Origin of the sequence: Acetobacter sp. (assembly GCF_052102375.1) — a bacterium.
Lineage (GTDB): Bacteria > Pseudomonadota > Alphaproteobacteria > Acetobacterales > Acetobacteraceae > Acetobacter.
Genome location: NZ_JBQDXI010000011.1, coordinates 1 through 17877, shown reverse-complemented (window position 1 = coordinate 17877; position 17877 = coordinate 1). Strand labels below are relative to the sequence as shown.

At 56.5% G+C, this 17877-nt stretch carries 17 protein-coding genes; 4 read left to right on the top strand and 13 right to left on the bottom strand.

Annotation, left to right across the window (positions count from 1 at the left end):
- Positions 1 to 3: 3 nt before the first annotated feature.
- From rpsB to dnaE, 6 genes are all read right to left on the bottom strand, one after another.
- Positions 4 to 798 carry a 30S ribosomal protein S2 gene (gene rpsB / locus ACTIDN_RS06645; protein ID WP_048837975.1) on the bottom strand — a complete coding sequence of 265 codons (795 nt, stop codon included), beginning with the start codon at positions 796 to 798 and terminating at the stop codon, positions 4 to 6.
- Between the two features lie 158 nt (positions 799 to 956).
- Positions 957 to 2057, bottom strand: a complete 1101-nt coding sequence (locus ACTIDN_RS06640) for a Rieske 2Fe-2S domain-containing protein (protein ID WP_441376448.1) — start codon at positions 2055 to 2057, stop codon at positions 957 to 959.
- Between the two features lie 264 nt (positions 2058 to 2321).
- A complete protein-coding gene (locus tag ACTIDN_RS06635; RefSeq protein WP_441376447.1) occupies positions 2322 to 2690 on the bottom strand; it encodes a hypothetical protein in 369 nt (122 codons plus the stop codon).
- A 67-nt stretch (positions 2691 to 2757) separates the two neighbouring features.
- Positions 2758 to 3573 carry an aminotransferase class IV gene (locus ACTIDN_RS06630; protein WP_441376446.1) on the bottom strand — a complete coding sequence of 272 codons (816 nt, stop codon included), beginning with the start codon at positions 3571 to 3573 and terminating at the stop codon, positions 2758 to 2760.
- On the bottom strand, positions 3570 to 4967 hold the full coding sequence (gene pabB, locus ACTIDN_RS06625; protein ID WP_441376445.1) for an aminodeoxychorismate synthase component I: 1398 nt from the start codon (positions 4965 to 4967) through the stop codon (positions 3570 to 3572). The genes ACTIDN_RS06630 and pabB overlap by 4 nt, the downstream gene beginning before the upstream one ends.
- Positions 4968 to 4981: 14 nt before the next feature.
- A complete protein-coding gene (gene dnaE, locus ACTIDN_RS06620) occupies positions 4982 to 8401 on the bottom strand; it encodes a DNA polymerase III subunit alpha (protein ID WP_441376444.1) in 3420 nt (1139 codons plus the stop codon).
- A gap of 120 nt (positions 8402 to 8521) precedes the next feature.
- On the opposite strand from dnaE, the gene ACTIDN_RS06615 reads away from it, so the two are divergent.
- A complete protein-coding gene (locus tag ACTIDN_RS06615) occupies positions 8522 to 9628 on the top strand; it encodes a cobalt-precorrin-5B (C(1))-methyltransferase (RefSeq protein WP_441376443.1) in 1107 nt (368 codons plus the stop codon).
- Here ACTIDN_RS06615 and cobM read toward each other — a convergent pair.
- From cobM to cbiE, 3 genes are read right to left on the bottom strand one after another with little or no spacing between them, the layout of a single operon-like run.
- Positions 9597 to 10370, bottom strand: coding sequence for a precorrin-4 C(11)-methyltransferase (gene cobM / locus ACTIDN_RS06610; protein ID WP_441376442.1), 774 nt, complete (start codon positions 10368 to 10370; stop codon positions 9597 to 9599). The genes ACTIDN_RS06615 and cobM overlap by 32 nt on opposite strands.
- Positions 10367 to 10747, bottom strand: a complete 381-nt coding sequence (locus tag ACTIDN_RS06605; protein ID WP_441376441.1) for a cobalamin biosynthesis protein — start codon at positions 10745 to 10747, stop codon at positions 10367 to 10369. The genes cobM and ACTIDN_RS06605 overlap by 4 nt, the downstream gene beginning before the upstream one ends.
- Positions 10744 to 11979: a precorrin-6y C5,15-methyltransferase (decarboxylating) subunit CbiE gene (gene cbiE, locus ACTIDN_RS06600; protein ID WP_441376440.1), complete on the bottom strand. Its 1236-nt coding sequence runs from the start codon at positions 11977 to 11979 to the stop codon at positions 10744 to 10746. The genes ACTIDN_RS06605 and cbiE overlap by 4 nt, the downstream gene beginning before the upstream one ends.
- A 110-nt stretch (positions 11980 to 12089) precedes the next feature.
- Here cbiE and ACTIDN_RS06595 point away from each other — a divergent pair, with 110 nt between their 5' ends.
- Positions 12090 to 12887: a cobalt-precorrin-6A reductase gene (locus tag ACTIDN_RS06595; RefSeq protein WP_441376491.1), complete on the top strand. Its 798-nt coding sequence runs from the start codon at positions 12090 to 12092 to the stop codon at positions 12885 to 12887.
- Here ACTIDN_RS06595 and cobJ read toward each other — a convergent pair.
- Genes cobJ through cobG form a run of 4 tightly spaced genes read right to left on the bottom strand, consistent with a single transcriptional unit; the run spans position 12857 to position 16324 of the window.
- The gene (cobJ, locus tag ACTIDN_RS06590; protein WP_441376439.1) at positions 12857 to 13618 is read right to left on the bottom strand and encodes a precorrin-3B C(17)-methyltransferase; all 762 of its coding nucleotides are present in this window, start codon (positions 13616 to 13618) and stop codon (positions 12857 to 12859) included. The two genes, ACTIDN_RS06595 and cobJ, sit on opposite strands and share 31 nt — an antisense overlap.
- The gene (locus ACTIDN_RS06585; protein ID WP_415507634.1) at positions 13615 to 14340 is read right to left on the bottom strand and encodes a precorrin-2 C(20)-methyltransferase; all 726 of its coding nucleotides are present in this window, start codon (positions 14338 to 14340) and stop codon (positions 13615 to 13617) included. The genes cobJ and ACTIDN_RS06585 overlap by 4 nt, the downstream gene beginning before the upstream one ends.
- A 1-nt stretch (position 14341) precedes the next feature.
- The gene (locus ACTIDN_RS06580; protein WP_441376438.1) at positions 14342 to 14983 is read right to left on the bottom strand and encodes a precorrin-8X methylmutase; all 642 of its coding nucleotides are present in this window, start codon (positions 14981 to 14983) and stop codon (positions 14342 to 14344) included.
- Positions 14984 to 14986: 3 nt separating this feature from the next.
- Complete coding sequence (gene cobG / locus ACTIDN_RS06575; RefSeq protein WP_441376437.1) at positions 14987 to 16324, bottom strand: precorrin-3B synthase; 1338 nt, start codon at positions 16322 to 16324, stop codon at positions 14987 to 14989.
- A 136-nt stretch (positions 16325 to 16460) separates the two neighbouring features.
- On the opposite strand from cobG, the gene panC reads away from it, so the two are divergent.
- Complete coding sequence (gene panC / locus ACTIDN_RS06570) at positions 16461 to 17300, top strand: pantoate--beta-alanine ligase (protein WP_441376436.1); 840 nt, start codon at positions 16461 to 16463, stop codon at positions 17298 to 17300.
- A gap of 34 nt (positions 17301 to 17334) precedes the next feature.
- On the top strand, positions 17335 to 17688 hold the full coding sequence (locus ACTIDN_RS06565) for a RidA family protein (RefSeq protein ID WP_441376435.1): 354 nt from the start codon (positions 17335 to 17337) through the stop codon (positions 17686 to 17688).
- The last annotated feature ends 189 nt before the right edge of the window (positions 17689 to 17877 follow it).

Here is a 17877-nt window from a genome sequence, read left to right as displayed (position 1 = left end):
GTATCAGCCTGCGGCCGGAGCTTCTTCTGCAGGAGCAGAAGCTGCAATTTCCAGAGCCGGGTCAACAGGCAGTTCTTCAGACGCACCAAAGTCCTGACCAGATGCACCCAGTTCTGCGGAAATCCCGTCGAGAACAGAGGAAGAAACCAGGTCACAGTACAGGGAGATAGCGCGGATGGCGTCATCGTTACCCGGAACTGGGAAGGTTACACCCTTGGGGTCAGAGTTGCTGTCGAGGATGGCCACAACCGGGATACCCAGTTTGTTGGCTTCTTCAACGGCCAGCTTTTCTTTGTTGGTGTCGATGATGAACAGGATGTCGGGCAGACCGCCCATTTCCTTGATCCCACCGAGTGAGCGTTCCAGTTTGTCACGGTCGCGGGTCAGCTCAAGAATTTCTTTCTTGGTCAGACCAGACGTGCCGCCGTCCAGCATTTCTTCAATCTGGCGCAGACGTTTGATGGAACCTGTGATGGTTTTCCAGTTGGTGAGCATACCGCCCAGCCAACGGTGGTTCACATAATACTGGCCGCAGCGTTTTGCAGCTTCAGCAATCGGGTCAGCAGCAGCGCGCTTGGTGCCAACGAACAGAACGCGGCCACCGCCAGCTACCGTGTTACGGATAGCCTGAAGGGCGCGGTCCAGCATACCAACGGTCTGCTGCAGGTCGATAATGTGAACCTGGTTACGCACACCGAACAGGTACGGCGCCATGCGCGGGTTCCAGCGGCGTGTGTGGTGACCAAAGTGAACACCAGCTTCAAGCAGTTGGCGCAGTGTGAAATCGGGCATCGCCATCGGGCGTAAATCCTACCATTCTGGTTAATCCTCCGCGAAGCGCTGCCCTGTTTTGCAGGACACCAGAGGTGTAAAGGCTTCGCGTGCGTCGTCCCGGCCTGGGCCAAGCGAGGCCCGTATGGCCGTTTTTACGGCTTTATGCAAGTGAAACTATGGTTTCAGCTTTTATGGACCGGCTGGGCGGCCTTGTTGGGCACGCCTTCCCGCGCCAGAAGTGCCCGCAGGGACTTCACAATAGGGAAGACCTCTATGTTGCGGTCTCCCCCAAGCTCACGCCATGCTTTTTGCTCAAGCTCCACAATCTCACGGTCTTCTTCAAAAATACGGTGCGTGAAAAGCCCCAGCGCAGGCCATGCCAGATCCAGCAAAAAGCCCCATTTCGGCTTTTTAACAGATAGAAGCCCGAAGGTCTGGGTACCCAACTGGTCTGCCCCCAGCGGCACATAAACCACCCACAGATCCATGATCAGATCACCATCCTTATCGTGAATTTTTAAGGTCTGGTACGGATAGGTGGTCCGGACGGACACCACTTCCTCCACAGGCTGTTCCCGCCCGTCATCATGATGCTTACCAAAAATTAGCGCCTCAGCCAGTGGCTGATTGCCGCCCTTGCGGGCAAAGCTGTACCGGGCTTCCAGAAAATTTTCGCCTTTGGTCTGGCCCAGAAAACGCGCGGTAATGGACCCCATCTGGCGGCGATGCAGGAACTGATGATTCATATCCATCAGGTTTTCGTGCATGAAAGTGTAATGACACTTTAAACGTGGGCTGAAATGCCGTGTTTTGTAGTCTGGATTCCCGACCTGCGCGATTTTGGGAACGGGCACACTCTCCGCCAACGCAGGATCACCGGGGAAAATGAAGATAAGACCTGATTTTTCACGGCAGGGATAAGCCCTGACTGGTCGGCCAACATCCTCCCGATTCAGGTAAGGCACCGTCACGCATTTGCCTGCGCGGTCAAACGCCCAACCGTGATAGCAGCACTTTATGCAGTCGCCTTCCACAAGGCCTTTGCTCAGGGGCACCTGCCGGTGTGCACACCGGTCTTCCAGCGCATAAACCGGCCCGTTTTCAGGACGAATAAGCGCTATAGGATGCCCTGCATAACGGGCTGCAAAAGCCTTGCCCGGTCTGACCTTATGAGACCATGCAACAGGGTACCAGAAATTGGGGTCGCAATCGATCTGTCGCAGGTCATACTCTGCGGTCTGTTGCGTGGGGGGCGCTTGGTTAGCGGGGGCTTTCACCAGCATAACGTGCTTAACTCCTGAGTGTGCATGAGCGTTGGCGCACATAAGGGAGCGCAGTCGCCCTTCAACGTATCGCGTTACGATTGACCCCTAACACCGCACGGAGCAAGCCATGACGCTGCATGTCAGGTTCACGATCGCAGGGACGACCAAGCACACGCACTAAAAAAGCCGCCCGCCCGCGCCATGACACAAAATTGCATCATGACACGATAAGCAGGGCGGCTTTTTAGTAGGCTCTCTGAGAAGACAGAGTAAGAACTAAACTCAGTCGGTCTTCGCGCCCTCGTGGGGTGAGGTCACGCTCTGCTTCTTGTGGTGGCCCGTTTTATGCTTGCCCGGCTGATACGCATGAGGAGCCTTCAACGCTTGACCAGAGGTTGGGGTGGTGTCTGCTGGTGCTGCATTGGATGGCGGCTGCGTACCCGGTTGCTCTGCCTTCGTGCGCGGGTTGTTCCAGAGCTTTTCAGACGGCTCTATGCGCTTGCCGTTTTCATCCAGAGCCGCTTTGGGGGACTTACCAACCTGTGCTGCGGCTGAATCTGCTGTTGGTGTCTGCTGTTCCTGCGCCAGAGCAAAGCCCGGTGCAAGCAGCAGTGCTGTACCAAGAACGAGAGTTTGAACACGTAAAGCCATGCTATCTGCTTCCTTAACAAAAATCAGAACTGTCATAGCCCCAACGACAGAACTTTAAGGAAGTTCCTTATTTTTCCAGCGGCAGCGTCAGCGCCTGACACAAACGCTCTACCCCCGCCTTACTGAGGGAGAGGGGATATCCATCCAGAAATGTTACGCACCTCAACCCAAGACTATTGATTAAATAGACCGCCTCTGCCTCCACCAACATGGCAGCAGTAAGCGGCTGCTCTTTTATCAAACCAGCCTGAAAAAGCACGGCTCGCGCGACACCCGGCAAGGCTCCCTCGCTCACTGGTGGTGTTATGAAGCCCCCTCCCCGCTGCACCACAACCGTACTAATGGTCGTTTCTGCCACGCGCCCTTGCGTGTTGAGCAGCAACGCTTCATCCGCTCCAGCACGCGCGGCTTCCTGCCGGGCCAGAATATGCGGCAAATAATTAAGACTTTTCATGCGGCATAAGGGAGACTGCTCATCCTGCCGGATAAGCCGACTGGTGATTACACGCACATTCGCTACGGTAGGCGCGCCTTCGGTTGCCGTAATGACAACAGTCGGATCAACACTCTGGGGTGGCAACAGGCCACGCACTCCCACGCCGCGCGTTACGGTAAGGCGCATGGAGCCAGTCTGTAACTCTGTCACGGCCAGAAGTTCTTGCGTAGCCTGCTCCATCTCCGCACGTGTCGGTACAGGCAAGTGCAACACCGCACCGCCATTTTGCAGCCGTTCCGCATGAAGGGGCAGCCGAAGCACCCGGCCCTCATGCACCCGGAGTGTTTCAAACAGACCGTCCCCTAGCGTCAGACCGCGGTCCGCCACGTCTATACAGGCCTGCTCTGCCGGACAAATCCGCCCATTAAACCAGACAACCGATGTCATGGTTCTTGCCCAAAGACCGCCAAAAGAGGCGCTATTTTCAGGCACATCTCAGCATACTCCTTATCGGGGTCAGAAAGTGCGGTTATGCCCCCTCCCGCAGCGATATGCAGGCTGTTACCATGCCGGACAAGAGTGCGGATAATCACTGAACTTTCCATCTGCCCTTCTACGCCTATGCAAACAATGCTGCCGCAGTAAGCGCCACGGGCAGAAGCTTCCAGTTCATCAATAATCTGCATGGCACGGTGTTTTGGTGCGCCGGTTACTGAGCCCGGTGGGAGGGTTGCCTGCAAAAGGTCAAACACATCCTGCCCCTCCGCAAGCTTGCCCCGCACCTCGGATACCAGATGGTGCACATGGGTAAAGCGCTCCACCTTCAAGAACTCAGGCACGGTTACGCTGCCAATTTCTGCAACACGCCCTATATCATTGCGCATCAGGTCAACAATCATCAGGTTTTCGGAGCACTCTTTTTCGTCCACCGCCAGAGACTGTGCAAAAATCCTGTCATCCTCATCAGTTTTTCCGCGTGGAGCTGTACCTTTTATCGGACGGGAGCACGTGTAACGCTGCCCATTAAGCTGCAAAAAGCGCTCTGGGGAGGTGGAGAGCAAAGCATAGCCCTCGCCACACCGTAGATACGCCCCAAAAGGAGCCGGAGCAGCATGACGTAAGGCCCTGTAAAGACTTAAGTCCTCAAGCGGACCCTCGCTCTCTGCGGCATATCGTCCGGTTATGTTAACCTGAAAAATATCTCCCGCTGCAATATACTGTTTTGCTCGTTCCACAGCAGCACAATAAGCTGCCCTTGTCTGGTCCGGTGTGAAGACAAGGCGCGGCACAGACACGGGTGCAGGCACATCTGCACACCTGATTGTATTCCATAATCCCTGATATCGTCTTTGGGTTTCCAACGTAGCTTCTGCATTATCTGAAAAACCCGCAAGAAAAGCTCTCTTCTCTACCCTATCCCAGACAAATACCTGCTCATAAAAGCCAAAAGCACAGTCTGGCTGGTCATGTTTCGTATGCCGAGAGGGTATCGCCTCACACTGCATCCCAAAATGATAGTCAAAAAAACCGATATAGCCGCCGTAGAATGGCAGGTCATAAGGGCGATATAGTGCGTCCGGTGGCAAGGCAGGCATAGCGTGCCGCAGAGCAGAAAATACGACGTCTGGTGAACTTTCTGTCTGTACAGTACCATCTTTGTGCAACAGACCGTTCTCTACAAACACTGTATGCGTCGGGTGCAGAGCAAGAATTTGCCACCGGCTTCGTGCGTCAACAGGGCCACCGCTATCCAGAAAAGCACACCATGGTGCGCTCCCCCATGCAGCAAGCGCCGCCTCTGGCTCCAGCCATGGAAGTTCCAGCGCCCACAGGTGCCACATGATGCCAGCCCCTTTTATACCTGCTCCACACGGGATATCCCGGGCAAGGTCTTCAGGCGTTGGCCCAGCAGCGGCGTAACTTTGTACCCGCCTTTTAACCTGACCTCCACGTCACAGGTATCGGCAACACCGGGCAGAAGTGTAATACGGCCGGGGCCGCCGCGCTGGCTGTTCAGAATGTCGCAAAGCTGGGCAAGAGCGTCTTCCTTCTCAACCCAGACACGCAGCTCACTCTGGTTCTGTGCCGCAGCCTGTTCCAGTTCCATGATGTCACTGGCCGTAATACGTAGCGCCTCGCCTTCCAGCTTCAGGTCTGCTTTCACCAAAACGGCTGTGCCTGCGGTAAGACTTTCCCGCACGCGGCTCAACACTTCAGAAAACACGGTAACTTCACACCCGCCTGTAGCATCAGACAGGCGAACCCACGCCATTTTATTTCCCGTGCGTGTTGGGCGTTCTTTTTTGTCCACCACGCACCCAGCAATGCTCACTCGCCCCACCCCGGCCTCCGCCGCAGACAGCAGCGCTGAGGATTTAGTGACCCCCATACGCCGCAAGACCGGGCCATAAGCATCCAGCGGATGTGCCGTCATATGAAAACCTATGGCCTCGGCCTCCATGGCAAGGCGCTCAAATTCTGGCCAGTCGGCCCCTTCTACAAGACGCAGGGTTTCAACATGTCCTGCGCCCCCAAACAGACCTATCTGGCCTGATGCCGCCTCCTGCGCCTGACTTTGCGCACGGCGCAAAATAGTATCCGCAGAGCGGTAGGCCCGTGCACGGTTTTTATCAATACTTTCAAACGCACCGGCCTTGGCCAGATTTTCCATTTGCATCCGGTTGATCTGTTTTGGGTCAATCCGTGCTGCAAAATCAGACAGGTCCTTAAATGGCTTGCCGCCACGGGTAGCCACAAGGGCTTCCATGGCGCTGAACCCAACCTTCTTGACCGCAGCCAGCGCATACCGAATACCCTTGCTGCCATCTGGCAGGGTTTCAACGCAGAAATCAGCTTCGGACTTGTTAATATCTGGCGGCAGAACCTTAATGCCCATACGCTCGGCTTCCTGCCGCAGCGCTGCCAATTTTTCGGTTCGCTCCCGTGCTAGGGACATACAACCAGCCAGAAACGCAACCGGGTGGTTAGCCTTCATCCATGCTGTTTGATACGAAACAAGAGCGTAGGCTGCGGCATGTGATTTGTTGAAGCCGTAGTCAGCAAACTTGGCCATGATGTCGAACACTTCAACGGCCTTGTCACGGTCAATGCCGCGTTTGACGGCACCTTCCGTAAACAGCTCGCGCTGTGTGTCCATTTCTGACCGAATTTTCTTACCCATAGCGCGGCGCAGAAGGTCTGCGCCACCTAGGCTATAGCCTGCCATTTTCTGGGCAATCTGCATCACCTGTTCCTGATAGACCATGATGCCGTAGGTCTCTTCAAGAATCTCCCGAATTTCCTCATGCGGTGGCTCCCAGGCCTCCCCATGTTTGCGCCTGCAATAATCCGGAATATTGGCCATAGGTCCGGGGCGGTACAGGGCCACGGCAGCAATCAGATCTTCCAGACGTGTCGGCCGCATTTGTTTCAGGACGTCCTGCATCCCTGCACCTTCGAACTGGAACACGCCTGCCGTATCCCCCCGGCTCAGCATCTCATAGGTTGCTGCGTCATCCAGCGGAATACGGCTCAGATCAACCTCTATCCCCATTTTACGCAGAAAACCAACGCCCCTTTGCAAAATGGTCAGCGTTGTCAGACCCAGAAAGTCAAACTTGACCAGACCGGCCTGCTCAACAAACTTCATGTTATACTGGGTAACCAGCGTGTCACTTTTCGGGTCTCGGTACAGCGGCACCAGTTCAACTAAAGGCCGGTCCCCAATCACCACCCCTGCGGCGTGCGTACTGGCATGGCGGAACAGGCCTTCAATCTGCTGGCCAATTTCCAGAAGCCTGCGCAAAGCCTCGTCATTATCCCGCATTTCCTGAAGTTTGGGTTCGCCTGCAATGGCGTCTTTCAGGGTGGTTGGTTTGGCGGGGTTGTTGGGAATAAGCTCCGCAACACGGTTGACCATGCCGTAAGGCAGCCCCAGCACACGCCCAACGTCTCGTACAGCAGCACGGGCCTGCAACTTACCGAAGGTGATAATCTGCGCCACACGGTCTGCCCCGTATTCGCGCCGCACATAGGCAATCACCTCGTCTCGCCTGTCCTGACAGAAGTCGATATCAAAGTCAGGCATGGACACACGTTCGGGGTTAAGAAACCGTTCGAACAGCAGATTGAAGGGGATAGGGTCAATATCGGTAATGGTCAGCGCCCATGCAGCCAGTGACCCTGCACCAGACCCACGGCCCGGACCCACCGGAATATTATGCTGCTTCCCCCACTGAATGAAGTCCGCCACGATCATGAAATAACCTGGGAACCCCATTTTGGAGATAATATCCAGCTCAAACGCCAGACGCTCATTGTATGTCTTGCGCGTTTCCTCATCCATAGTCACGCCGGACAAGCGTTTTTCCAGCCCTTCCCACGCCATGGCGCGCAGGGTTTCATCCTCTGTCGCCCCTTCTCGCACTTTGGGGCACACAGGCAGCAGCGGTTTGCGGGTCTCCACCTTGATGGCGCAGCGCTTGGCAATTTCCAGCGTGTTGTCGCAGGCATCCGGCAGGTCAGCAAACAAGGCACGCATCACTTCAGGTGGCTTGAACCAATGCTCAGGCGTTACACGCCACCGGTCTCGCTCAGCCATGGTACGGCCTTGAGCAATGCAGATGAGGGCATCATGGGCTTCATACATTTCCCGCTTGGGAAAGAAGCATTCATTGGTTGCCACCAATGGCAGGCCAAACCGGTCTGCCAGTGCTATCACACCCGGCTCTACCGCCTTTTCCACGGCAAGGTTATGGCGGTGCAGTTCAACAATCAGCCTGTCACCAAAAGCCTCGTGCATCTGGGCCAGCCAACGTTCCGCTTCGTCCTTCTGGCCTTCCGCCAACATTTGAAACAGTGGCCCACGGGTGCCACCGGTCAGCAGCAGCAGCCCCTCAGACCGCTCGCGCAGTGTTGTCAGGCTTACCATGGGGTCAGACGGGTCAGACTCCTGAAACCCGTTGGAGGACAAAAATTGTAAGTTGGTCAGCCCAATCTCGTTCTGGGCCAACAGCACGATCGGCTCCGCCGGAGAACCGGGTTTGTCATTGCGTGAGGGCAAACCCAACTGGCAGCCAATAATGGGCTGCACCCCGGCCTTGGCACAATATTGAGAGAATTCCAGCGCCCCGAACAGATTACCGGAGTCCGCAATGGCTACGGCAGGCATACGCATATCCTGCGCCATTTTGGCCAGTTCCGGCACACGAATGGCCCCTTGGCTCAAGGAGTAAGCGGAATGAACCCGAAGGTGAACAAAATCTGCGTAGGACATACGCGCCTTCTAACACAGGGGGGAGGTAATCTCACCTCTTGCAAAATTTAATCTTTTCCCCATCAGGCCTGCGGCCATTGGCTTTGCTCAAAGCGCCCCACCTGCTCTACTATCCGGAGCATGAACCAGAACACATCACCACTGCGCCGCGGCTGGACAACCGGCAGTTGCGCCACAGCCGCAACCAAGGCGGCGTGGCTGATGCTACAGGGGCACACTGCCCCAGCCACCGTACCCATAACACTGCCAAACGGTGCGGTTGTGTTCTTTGCACTCTGCCAGCACGGTAAGGAGAACGACACCGCCTATGCAGAGGTTATTAAAGATGCGGGGGATGACCCGGACGTAACGCATGGCGCTGTTATTCGCGCCACGGTGCGCATGCTTCCTGCGGGCAGCGGTGTTGTTTTTCGGGCCGGAACGGGTGTGGGCACTGTCACACGCCCCGGTCTACCCCTGCCCCCCGGTGAAGCTGCCATCAATCCCGTGCCACGCGCTATGATCCGTCAGGCCCTGACCGAAGCGCATACGACCCTGCCGGATGTGGAAGTGACAATTTCCGTGCATAATGGGGCCAAGCTAGCAGAGCGCACCCTCAACAGCCGTTTGGGCATTGTTGGCGGGCTTTCCATTTTAGGCACCACAGGTATTGTTGTGCCCTTCTCCTGCGCCGCATGGATTGACAGTATTCACCGTGGCATTGATGTCGCCCGTGCTGAAGGTCTGTCGCATATTGCTGGTTCAACCGGCAATGTTTCGGAAAAAGCGGTGCAGCAGCATTACGGCCTGCCAGACACTGCCTTGATTGAAATGGGGGATTTTGTTGGTGGGCTACTTAAATATGTACGTACCCACCCCGTAGCCCGCCTGACCATTGCTGGCGGCATTGCAAAAATGACCAAACTTGGCCAAGGCAGGCTGGACCTGCACTCCAAGCGCGGGCAGGCAGACATGCAGGCTTTGGCAGATCTGGCGTGTAAGGGGGGCGCAGACGCCCCAACATGCAATGCCATTGCCAGCAGCCAGACCGTGGCAGAGGCTTTTCTCAGTGCGAGCACAAGAGGGGCGCCATTGGGAAACCTTATTGCCCATTCAGCACTGCACACCGTGCTTCACACACTCAACCCCACGCCTTGCCGGGTAGATGTGATGGTATTTGACCGCAAAGGCCAGTGTGTTGGCCAGACTGACCCGGTTACTGCTGGGGGGCCGTATCCAGCCCCCTGAAACGGCGATGATAGTCTGTGCTATATAAAGCACTTTCCCGAAAATCCTTCTCCCCCAAAGCAGGCCCCACAAGCACAAGGGCCGTGCGTTCAATAGGGTTTTTGGCAAACTCGGCTTCAATGGTGCCAAGAGTGCCGCGCAGCACCACTTCATCCGCCCATGTTGCGCGGGCCACAATAGCAACCGGGCAGTCCTGACCATAAAAAGGCATGACCTGCGCAACAATTTTATCTAGCGCATGAATAGCCAGATGAATAATCAGCGTTGCACCAGTAGCAGCAAACGCAGGCAGGTTTTCACGCTCAGGCATGGCAGAGGCACGACCTGTCACCCGTGTCAGCACAAGGCTTTGGGCAACACCGGGCACTGTCAGTTCCTGCCCTAGCGTGGCCGCAGCAGCTGCAAAGGCAGGCACACCCGGCACCATACGCCACGCAATGCCCAGCCGGTCCAACCGGCGCGTCTGCTCAGCAACTGCACTATAGAGGGACAGATCCCCTGAATGGAGACGCGCAACATCCTGCCCTTGCTCGTGAGCCTTCACATATTCCGCTTCAATCTGGTCCAACGTGAGGGGAGCCGTATCAACCAACCGTGCATCCGGCGGACAGAATGCCAGCATATCCGGCGGGATAATGGAGCCAGCGTACAGGCAAACCGGGCAACTGGCCAGTATGTCACGCCCGCGTAGGGTCAGGAGGTCAGCAGCGCCGGGGCCTGCTCCAATAAAATGAACTGTCATAATCCCTCTCCCTTGGCCAAAGCGCAGGTAACACCACCCTGAACCTGTCGTGCCCCATATAAAACCGGTCTATGCCCAGCCGCGGCAAGGGCACAGGCTTCCGCTATGGAAGACGCAACACCCGTTGCCGCTGCCACAATACCTGAGTGTGTTAGGCATAAAGGCTGCATCTGTATAAGCACAGGCTTGGACACTGCAACCAGCTCTGCCTGAAAAGCCTGCGCCAGTTTGTCCTGCCACTCAGCCTTTTTAAAGTCTGGCACAGCCAGTCTGGAAATCTCTTGTATGGAGAAAGTTTGCATGGCTGCACGCACTATCAGCACAGCCTGCTCTAGCGTTGCGGTCTGGTTCCACCCCAGCCCTGCAACGGTTATCATAACTGGCGTGGCTTCCATGCCACCCACTGCGTAACACTCATGGCTGGGCGAAAACCGTGCAATGTTCCCACTGTATCCAGTCGTGCCACATTTAATCGCGTCAGGCTGCCACCCCATTTTTGCATGGCCTCAAACAGTCGGACCTCTGTTTCCAGCACAACCCCGTTGACCACAATACGCCCCCCCGGTTTCAGCGCTGACCACGCAGCATCCAGCAACGCAGGATTGCTTGCACCACCGCCTACAAAAATGGCGTCCGGCGCTGGCAAACCCTCAAATGCTGTGGGAGCCTGCCCGGTAATAACCTGAAGGTCCGGCACCCCCAACGTCTGCGCGTTGCGGGCAATACGGGCCGCACGCTCAGGCGTCCGCTCAAGTGTTATGGTCCGGCAGGCGGGGTCCGCCAGCATCCATTCAATGCCTACCGAGCCCGCGCCCCCTCCCACATCCCACAGCAACTCGCCTGCTCTGGGTGCAAGAGAGGAGAGCGTGACAGCCCGTATTTCACGCTTGGTCAACTGGCCATCATGCTCAAAGCTGATGTCTGGCAGGCCTGCAACACGCGGCATGGTATTGGCCACCGCCCCAGCAGGAATTTGAAGTGCCAGAATGCACAAACGGTTTACAGCTACAGGCGCACCATCCTGCACAAGACCGCTCACTATCTGTTCCTGCGGGCCACCCAAGGCTTGCAGGCAGTGCCACTGGGCTTGCCCCAACCCACGCTCTGCCAGCCAGTTGAGCACCATTGCGGGCGTTTGCTCGTCTGCACAAAGCAGCAACAACCGAGCACCCGGCTGCAAATACGGAATAACAAGCTCCTTGGGCCGCCCGCAGAGCGAAAGCACCCGACACGCCTGCTGCGCCCACCCCATGCGCGCACACGCCAAAGCAACAGAGGACACAGACGGTACGCACCAGAACTCTTCCGGCGTGATGTGCGCAGCAAGCGATGCGCCAACACCGTACAAAAAGGGATCACCAGATGCTAAAAGCAACGTTGGTTGGCCCCGCCGCACCAAAACGGCCTTCAAGGCACTGGAAAACGGTTTTTCCCATGTATGCGCCTCTCCCTTTATCAGGCTCTGACACAATGTCAGATGGCGCTCTCCCCCTACAACGTAAGGCGCATTTTCAATCAGGCTGCGTGCGGCCGGAGACAGACCATCAGGCCCATCTTCCCCCACCCCCACAAGAGTGAGCCACCGTGCCTGTGCCGTGCCCTCTGTCATGCCACATCTCCCCTCACGACGCGGGGCGGCATAACGGCTGCATACCTTGCCTTGGCCTGCAATCCAGCGATATGGCTGAGGATAAGTGCCTCAGCCTGAAAGCCGCGCTCATGCCTGCTACGCCCGCCCCTTTGCGTATTCTGATTCTGGGTGGCACGACGGAAGCCACCGCCCTGTGCCACATGCTTGAAGGCGACAGTGCTTTCGCACCAACCCTGTCTTTGGCGGGTGTCACCAAAAATCCGGCGCTCCCCACCCTGCCCTACCGTATTGGTGGTTTTGGCAGCCGCGACGGATTGCAATGCTGGCTGCATACCAACAAGGTTCAGGCCATTATAGATGCCACCCACCCTTTTGCTGCCACCATGAGTCACACTGCCAGCCTGACCGCTAGGGAACTGGGCATTCCGCTGTTGCGGCTTGCGCGCCCAGAGTGGCAAGCGACTGCGCGTGATAACTGGCAGCGTGTGCCCTCCATACAGGCTGCGGCATGTACTCTGGCTGACCCTGCCGGGCTGGGTAAAACTCCGCTGACTGTTTTTTTGACAACTGGCCGGAAAGAAACGCAGCCGTTTCAGGCTGCACCGCAGCACCATTACATTCTGCGCTCCATTGAAGCCCCTGTACCTGAGGCGCTGCCACCCATCACCACCCTTATAACCGCGAAAGGCCCGTTTGATCTGACCGCTGAACTTGCTACGTTCCGGCACTACGGCATAACGCACCTTGTTACAAAAAATTCTGGTGGTAGCGCCACCTTTGCAAAAATTGAGGCGGCGCGTACCTGTGGCCTTCCCGTTATCATGATCAACCGCCCAGCAGCCGCCCTTACCCGGACGGTAGCAACGGCACAGGAGGCCATGACGTGGTTGCAGCATCAGGGGGCTGCAACCGTTCGGGCCGTGTAAATCCACGGTTCCTGACCATCTGGCCGTTCTATGACATGGCTTGCCGCACACCCTATCAGCACAAGCGTGCTCATATCTGCCCACTCCGCATCTGCTTCGGCCACGGTGCTGATCTTAACGCTTTCATCAGCACGACCAATGGCGCGCGCAAATGCAACAGGTGCAGTTGCCGGGGCGTAGTGCCGCAAATGCGCCAGAGCCTCACCCAACTGCCACGGGCGTGCCTTTGAGCGCGGGTTATACAGGGCAATAACAAAGCCCGCCTGCGCTGCCAGCTGTAAGCGTTGCAAAACGACAGGCCACGGCTTCAGGTTATCAGAAAGGGAGATGACACAAAAATCTCCACCCAGTGGGGCACCCAGTCTGGCAGCCACTGCCAGAACCGCGCTGACACCGGGTATGACCTCAATATCCAGACTGCGCCACACTGCGGGGCCATTCTGTATAGCTTCAAAAATGGCACTGGCCATGCCAAACACACCGGCATCCCCTCCGGACACAACCCCGACATGCCGTCCGGCCTGTGCCATGTCTAACGCGTGGCGGGCACGGTCCAGTTCTTCCCGGTTGTCGGAACTATGGCGCACCACATGCGCTGGCGCATCAACACGCTGCACATAGGGGCCGTACCCTACAAGGTCCGTTACCTGTGCCAAAACCTGCGTGGCCTGCGGTGTCCGCTGCGCACTATTACCCGGCCCCAGCCCGATAATGCTAACACGTCCCCTCATCGCGCACCCTTTCGACCCGGTACCAGAACAAGAGAAAAATAGGGTGCTGTGTCAGCACATTTCTCAAAAGGCTGCGTCAAACTTCCAGCCTGTGTTCCGCGCTCAACATAGTGAGCATCTGCCAGACGGCCAGACTGCTCCAGAGCGCGGCGCACCTTTGGCATGTTACGGCCAATCTTCATGACAACTGCGGCATCGGTCTGACCAAGCCAATGAGCCAGTTCCGCTTCAGGTAATGTTGCAGGCAGTACGCATAACACATCATCCCCATGTGTCATGGGTAATTGCGCCTGTGACCAGCAGCCATTCATGGCCGCAATACCGGGCACCACTTCTGTGTGGAAACGCCCCTTGAGCCGGTCGAACAGATACATGGCGGACCCATACAGAAAAGGCTCGCCCTCACACAGCAACACAACATCCTGCCCTTGAGCAAGACTGTCTGCCAACCTTTCGGCACAGCTATCGTAAAAACCCTGTATATCACGCTGATAAGCAGGATCCTCCACCGACACTTCAATGGTAAACGGGTAGGCAAGCCGCACATCCTGTGTGCCGGGCGTTATGTAGGGGTCTGCAATTGTGCGGGCGTGTCCTTTTTTGTCATGCCTGCAAAAATGCGCCACCACCTTGGCAGCCTGAAGTGTTTTAACAGCGCGAACTGTCAATAGCTCCGGGTCACCCGGCCCAACACCCACAATATGTAACGTGCCCTGTGCCATATTACTCGGCCTCACAGGCAAGCGCATTCACAGCAGCAGCGGCCATGGCGCTACCGCCCAGACGACCCTCCACTATCAACCACGCTACATCCGTACGATGGGACAGAGCAGTTTTTGACTCTGCGGCCCCGACAAACCCCACGGGCAAACCGATAATGGCGGCAGGTTTTGGGGCTCCAGCATTCAAAAGTTCCAATAAATAAAACAAGGCCGTTGGGGCATTGCCTATGGCCACCACGGCGCCATCCAGCTTATCCCCCCAGAAGTCCAATGCTGCAGCTGAACGTGTGTTGCCAATCTGCTGAGCCTGCGCTGGTGTGCGCGGGTCACGCAAAGTGCACACAACCTCATTCTCAGCAGGAAGGCGTGTGCGGGTAATACCATGCGCCACCATCTGGGCATCGCATAAAATTGGTTTTCCGTTTTTCAAAGCCTGCGTTGCAGCCTGAACAAAACCGGGTGACATACGGACATGCCGGGCAACATTCACCATACCGCAGGCATGAATAATGCGCACAACAACCTTGGCCTGCTCCGGCGTAAAGGCACTCAGGTCAGCTTCTGCACGGATGGTCGCAAAAGACTGACGGTAGATGGCCGCGCCATCACGAATATACTCATATTCTTCTATCGCGGCTGTCATACTCTACCCTTCCTTTGGCGCATTCTCTGCTGTCCAAGCCCGCACACGGGTGCGCACAGCATCAAAACTGGACTCATAACAGGTGGGTTCATCGCCCGCCGTGCCGTTTCTGACAAGGGCATAGCTCTGTAACCCGGCCACAATACTCACATCCGCAACAGCAGGATGGGCACAGCCCTTGCGGCACCCCGCAACATGAACCGCCATAGTCTCAGGAATATCGGCCGCCAGTTGCAGAGCCTGCGCAGGCACATCAACTGTCGCCTGTGCACAGCCCTTCACACCCTGACAGGCAAATACCCGCAAGCGCGGGTCCGCCGGGTCTGTCACAAACCCATCCAGAAGTGGCTGCGTTTTTTGGCCTGCGAGAACAATGCTGTGCCATGGGGTCAGATAAAGCCAACCATCACCATTAGCTGCACTGTGGGCGCAGGCCCTCAGCATAGGGACAGTGAGGCTCCCCAAAGGCACACCCACCCCATAGAGCGCGGGCACTATCTGCCCCACCAGAACGGGCGGTGGTACAGACGAAAGGCGATCTGCATTGTTCTCAGCCCCCTGATCACAGGCGGCAAACAACCGTGCTCCGCACCGCGGGTGCCGCATTGGACGCTGGGTTTCACCCTGCACCACAAACGCTTCCGCCAACCGCAATGCAAGCTGCACAGCCTGAGGGCCATTAAGTGGCAGGCTACGCGCTGCACCGCACACGACACGCCATCCACCCCTGTCCGCTTGCAAGAGAATATCAGCCTTCAAAGCCCCCACCGGGCATATACCGCCGCCATCTACGGCAAAACCAAACTTATCCGGCAACCCGGACAGACGGTCCCGCTCAAGCAACCCGGTTTTAAGCAAATGCGCACATATCAGTGTGTCATCCGCACATGCGGGATCTAATCCGGCAAGGGGCGTGATTTGCAAAGCCAACCGTTTTTCCTGCGCCGGGTCGGGTAAACCCAGTCCCGCAGCCAGCATCCGTGCGGGAAAAGCCAGCGCCTGCCCATGCGAAAACCCGCGTAATTGTAGGTTAGCCCGGTTTGTCAGGGTCATTTGCCCGTTGCCGTGCTGCTCGGCCTCCTGTGCAAGACACAGGGCCTGAGCCGCCGTCAGCCGCCCAAACTCCGGCCGCACACGTACAAGCCAGCCGTCTGCCGCCTGCATGGGGGCATAAAGACCGGGGCACCAACCTTTAACAACTGGCGCTTCAGAAAGGGTGTTCATGGTCTCACCTTTCTTTGTTCTGCGGGCTACAAACCCAGCCTGTAAAGCAGGCCGCATGGCGGGTGTCAAAACACCTGACCATGATGAAAAACCTGTTTTTTCTAGTTTAACGTTCATGCTGCGTCATGGACTGCTGCCGGACAATAAGGGAGCCAACTGGCCGCGTGGTCCAAAACCTTTTAAACAGAGCACATGCTCACGCCACATTTATAGCCGTGGCTCCCGCTTTCTTTTTCTACAATCGGACAGTCTCATGAAACTTATTACAACCCGGCAGGATTTGACCGACTGTGTCACAAGCTGGCACCGTGACGGAGAGACAATAGGTGTTGTGCCCACCATGGGGTCTTTACATACCGGCCACCTGACACTGGTAAAAGCGCTGGATGGCAAAGTGACGCGCCGAATTGTGACGGTGTTTGTAAACCCCATACAATTCAACAATGCCGATGACTTCCGCCTTTACCCAAGAGGGCTGGAGGCAGATGCTGCACTTCTGGAAAAAACAGGCGGCGTTGATGTGCTGTATGCGCCAGATGCCAGCCAGATGTACGCACCCGGCTTTGCCACACGCGTTATGGTGTCCGGTCTGGACAGTATGCTCTGTGGCGCAGACCGGCCCGGCCATTTTGATGGTGTAGCAACCGTTGTAACTAAGCTTCTTTTGCAAACCCGCGCAGATATCGCAGCTTTTGGGGAAAAAGATTTCCAGCAACTCTGTATTATTCGCCGTATGATACAGGACCTTGATCTACCGGTCAGCATTCTACCCGTACCCACCGTGCGCGAAGCGGATGGTCTTGCCCTTTCTTCCCGCAACAAGCGGTTAAGCCCTGAACAGCGGCAGCAGGCTGTAGCGCTCCCCACAGCACTGAAAGCCTGCATTACGGCCATGAAACAAGGTGGCACCGTAGAAGCTGCGCTTGGCGTATGTGCAAATACCCTGAAGCAGGCCGGTTTTGTGGTGCATTATCTGGACCTGCGGTCTGGCAGCACGCTCCAGCCCACCCAAGCCTCTGACCCGACTGCCCGCTTGTTTGTTGCCGCAAGCCTTGGCGACATCAGGCTGATTGATAATATGCCACTGGCCTGACACCTCAGCCCCGTTTCAAAAAGGACCTTGTAAAATGAGTGACATTACCCGCCTTGACCCGGAAGAACGCCTGACCGGCGCTGTTATTTACAACGGCCTGGTTCATCTTGCTGGCCAGATTGCTGACGATTCCTCATTGGATGCAGAAGGGCAGATGGCCGATATTTTGCGGCAGGTAGATGCCCTGCTGGCTAAAGCTGGCACAGATAAAAGCCGCCTGCTGTCTGTTCAGATTTTTCTGGCTGACATGAGCGACATGGCGGGCATGAACCGTGCATGGGATGCGTGGCTTGACCGCGCCAACAAACCTGCCCGCGCCACTGTGGAAGCCAAGCTGGCTAATCCTGCATGGAAGGTTGAACTGACTGGCATTGCAGCACTACGCTAACAAAGGCAGCACTCTACATGCAGGCCTGCCGCAGCGCGGCCTGCATCCGCCCAAACCGTAAAGGGCCTGCCAAAAACTGGAAACAGAAAGCTGCAACCAGAAACAAGGCAATTTGAAAATTTTTTAGGAAATATAAGGCTGGCTCCCGAAGTAGGACTCGAACCTACGACCCAGCGATTAACAGTCGCT

What these genes read in the sequence shown, in the direction of transcription:
- rpsB (WP_048837975.1), bottom strand. Translation starts at nt 798, where the DNA reads ATGGCGATGCCCGATTTCACACTGCGCCAACTGCTTGAAGCTGGTGTT.
- ACTIDN_RS06640 (WP_441376448.1), bottom strand. Translation starts at nt 2,057, where the DNA reads ATGCTGGTGAAAGCCCCCGCTAACCAAGCGCCCCCCACGCAACAGACC.
- ACTIDN_RS06635 (WP_441376447.1), bottom strand. Translation starts at nt 2,690, where the DNA reads ATGGCTTTACGTGTTCAAACTCTCGTTCTTGGTACAGCACTGCTGCTT.
- ACTIDN_RS06630 (WP_441376446.1), bottom strand. Translation starts at nt 3,573, where the DNA reads ATGACATCGGTTGTCTGGTTTAATGGGCGGATTTGTCCGGCAGAGCAG.
- pabB (WP_441376445.1), bottom strand. Translation starts at nt 4,967, where the DNA reads ATGTGGCACCTGTGGGCGCTGGAACTTCCATGGCTGGAGCCAGAGGCG.
- dnaE (WP_441376444.1), bottom strand. Translation starts at nt 8,401, where the DNA reads ATGTCCTACGCAGATTTTGTTCACCTTCGGGTTCATTCCGCTTACTCC.
- ACTIDN_RS06615 (WP_441376443.1), top strand. Translation starts at nt 8,522, where the DNA reads ATGAACCAGAACACATCACCACTGCGCCGCGGCTGGACAACCGGCAGT.
- cobM (WP_441376442.1), bottom strand. Translation starts at nt 10,370, where the DNA reads ATGACAGTTCATTTTATTGGAGCAGGCCCCGGCGCTGCTGACCTCCTG.
- ACTIDN_RS06605 (WP_441376441.1), bottom strand. Translation starts at nt 10,747, where the DNA reads ATGATAACCGTTGCAGGGCTGGGGTGGAACCAGACCGCAACGCTAGAG.
- cbiE (WP_441376440.1), bottom strand. Translation starts at nt 11,979, where the DNA reads ATGACAGAGGGCACGGCACAGGCACGGTGGCTCACTCTTGTGGGGGTG.
- ACTIDN_RS06595 (WP_441376491.1), top strand. Translation starts at nt 12,090, where the DNA reads ATGCCTGCTACGCCCGCCCCTTTGCGTATTCTGATTCTGGGTGGCACG.
- cobJ (WP_441376439.1), bottom strand. Translation starts at nt 13,618, where the DNA reads ATGAGGGGACGTGTTAGCATTATCGGGCTGGGGCCGGGTAATAGTGCG.
- ACTIDN_RS06585 (WP_415507634.1), bottom strand. Translation starts at nt 14,340, where the DNA reads ATGGCACAGGGCACGTTACATATTGTGGGTGTTGGGCCGGGTGACCCG.
- ACTIDN_RS06580 (WP_441376438.1), bottom strand. Translation starts at nt 14,983, where the DNA reads ATGACAGCCGCGATAGAAGAATATGAGTATATTCGTGATGGCGCGGCC.
- cobG (WP_441376437.1), bottom strand. Translation starts at nt 16,324, where the DNA reads ATGAACGTTAAACTAGAAAAAACAGGTTTTTCATCATGGTCAGGTGTT.
- panC (WP_441376436.1), top strand. Translation starts at nt 16,461, where the DNA reads ATGAAACTTATTACAACCCGGCAGGATTTGACCGACTGTGTCACAAGC.
- ACTIDN_RS06565 (WP_441376435.1), top strand. Translation starts at nt 17,335, where the DNA reads ATGAGTGACATTACCCGCCTTGACCCGGAAGAACGCCTGACCGGCGCT.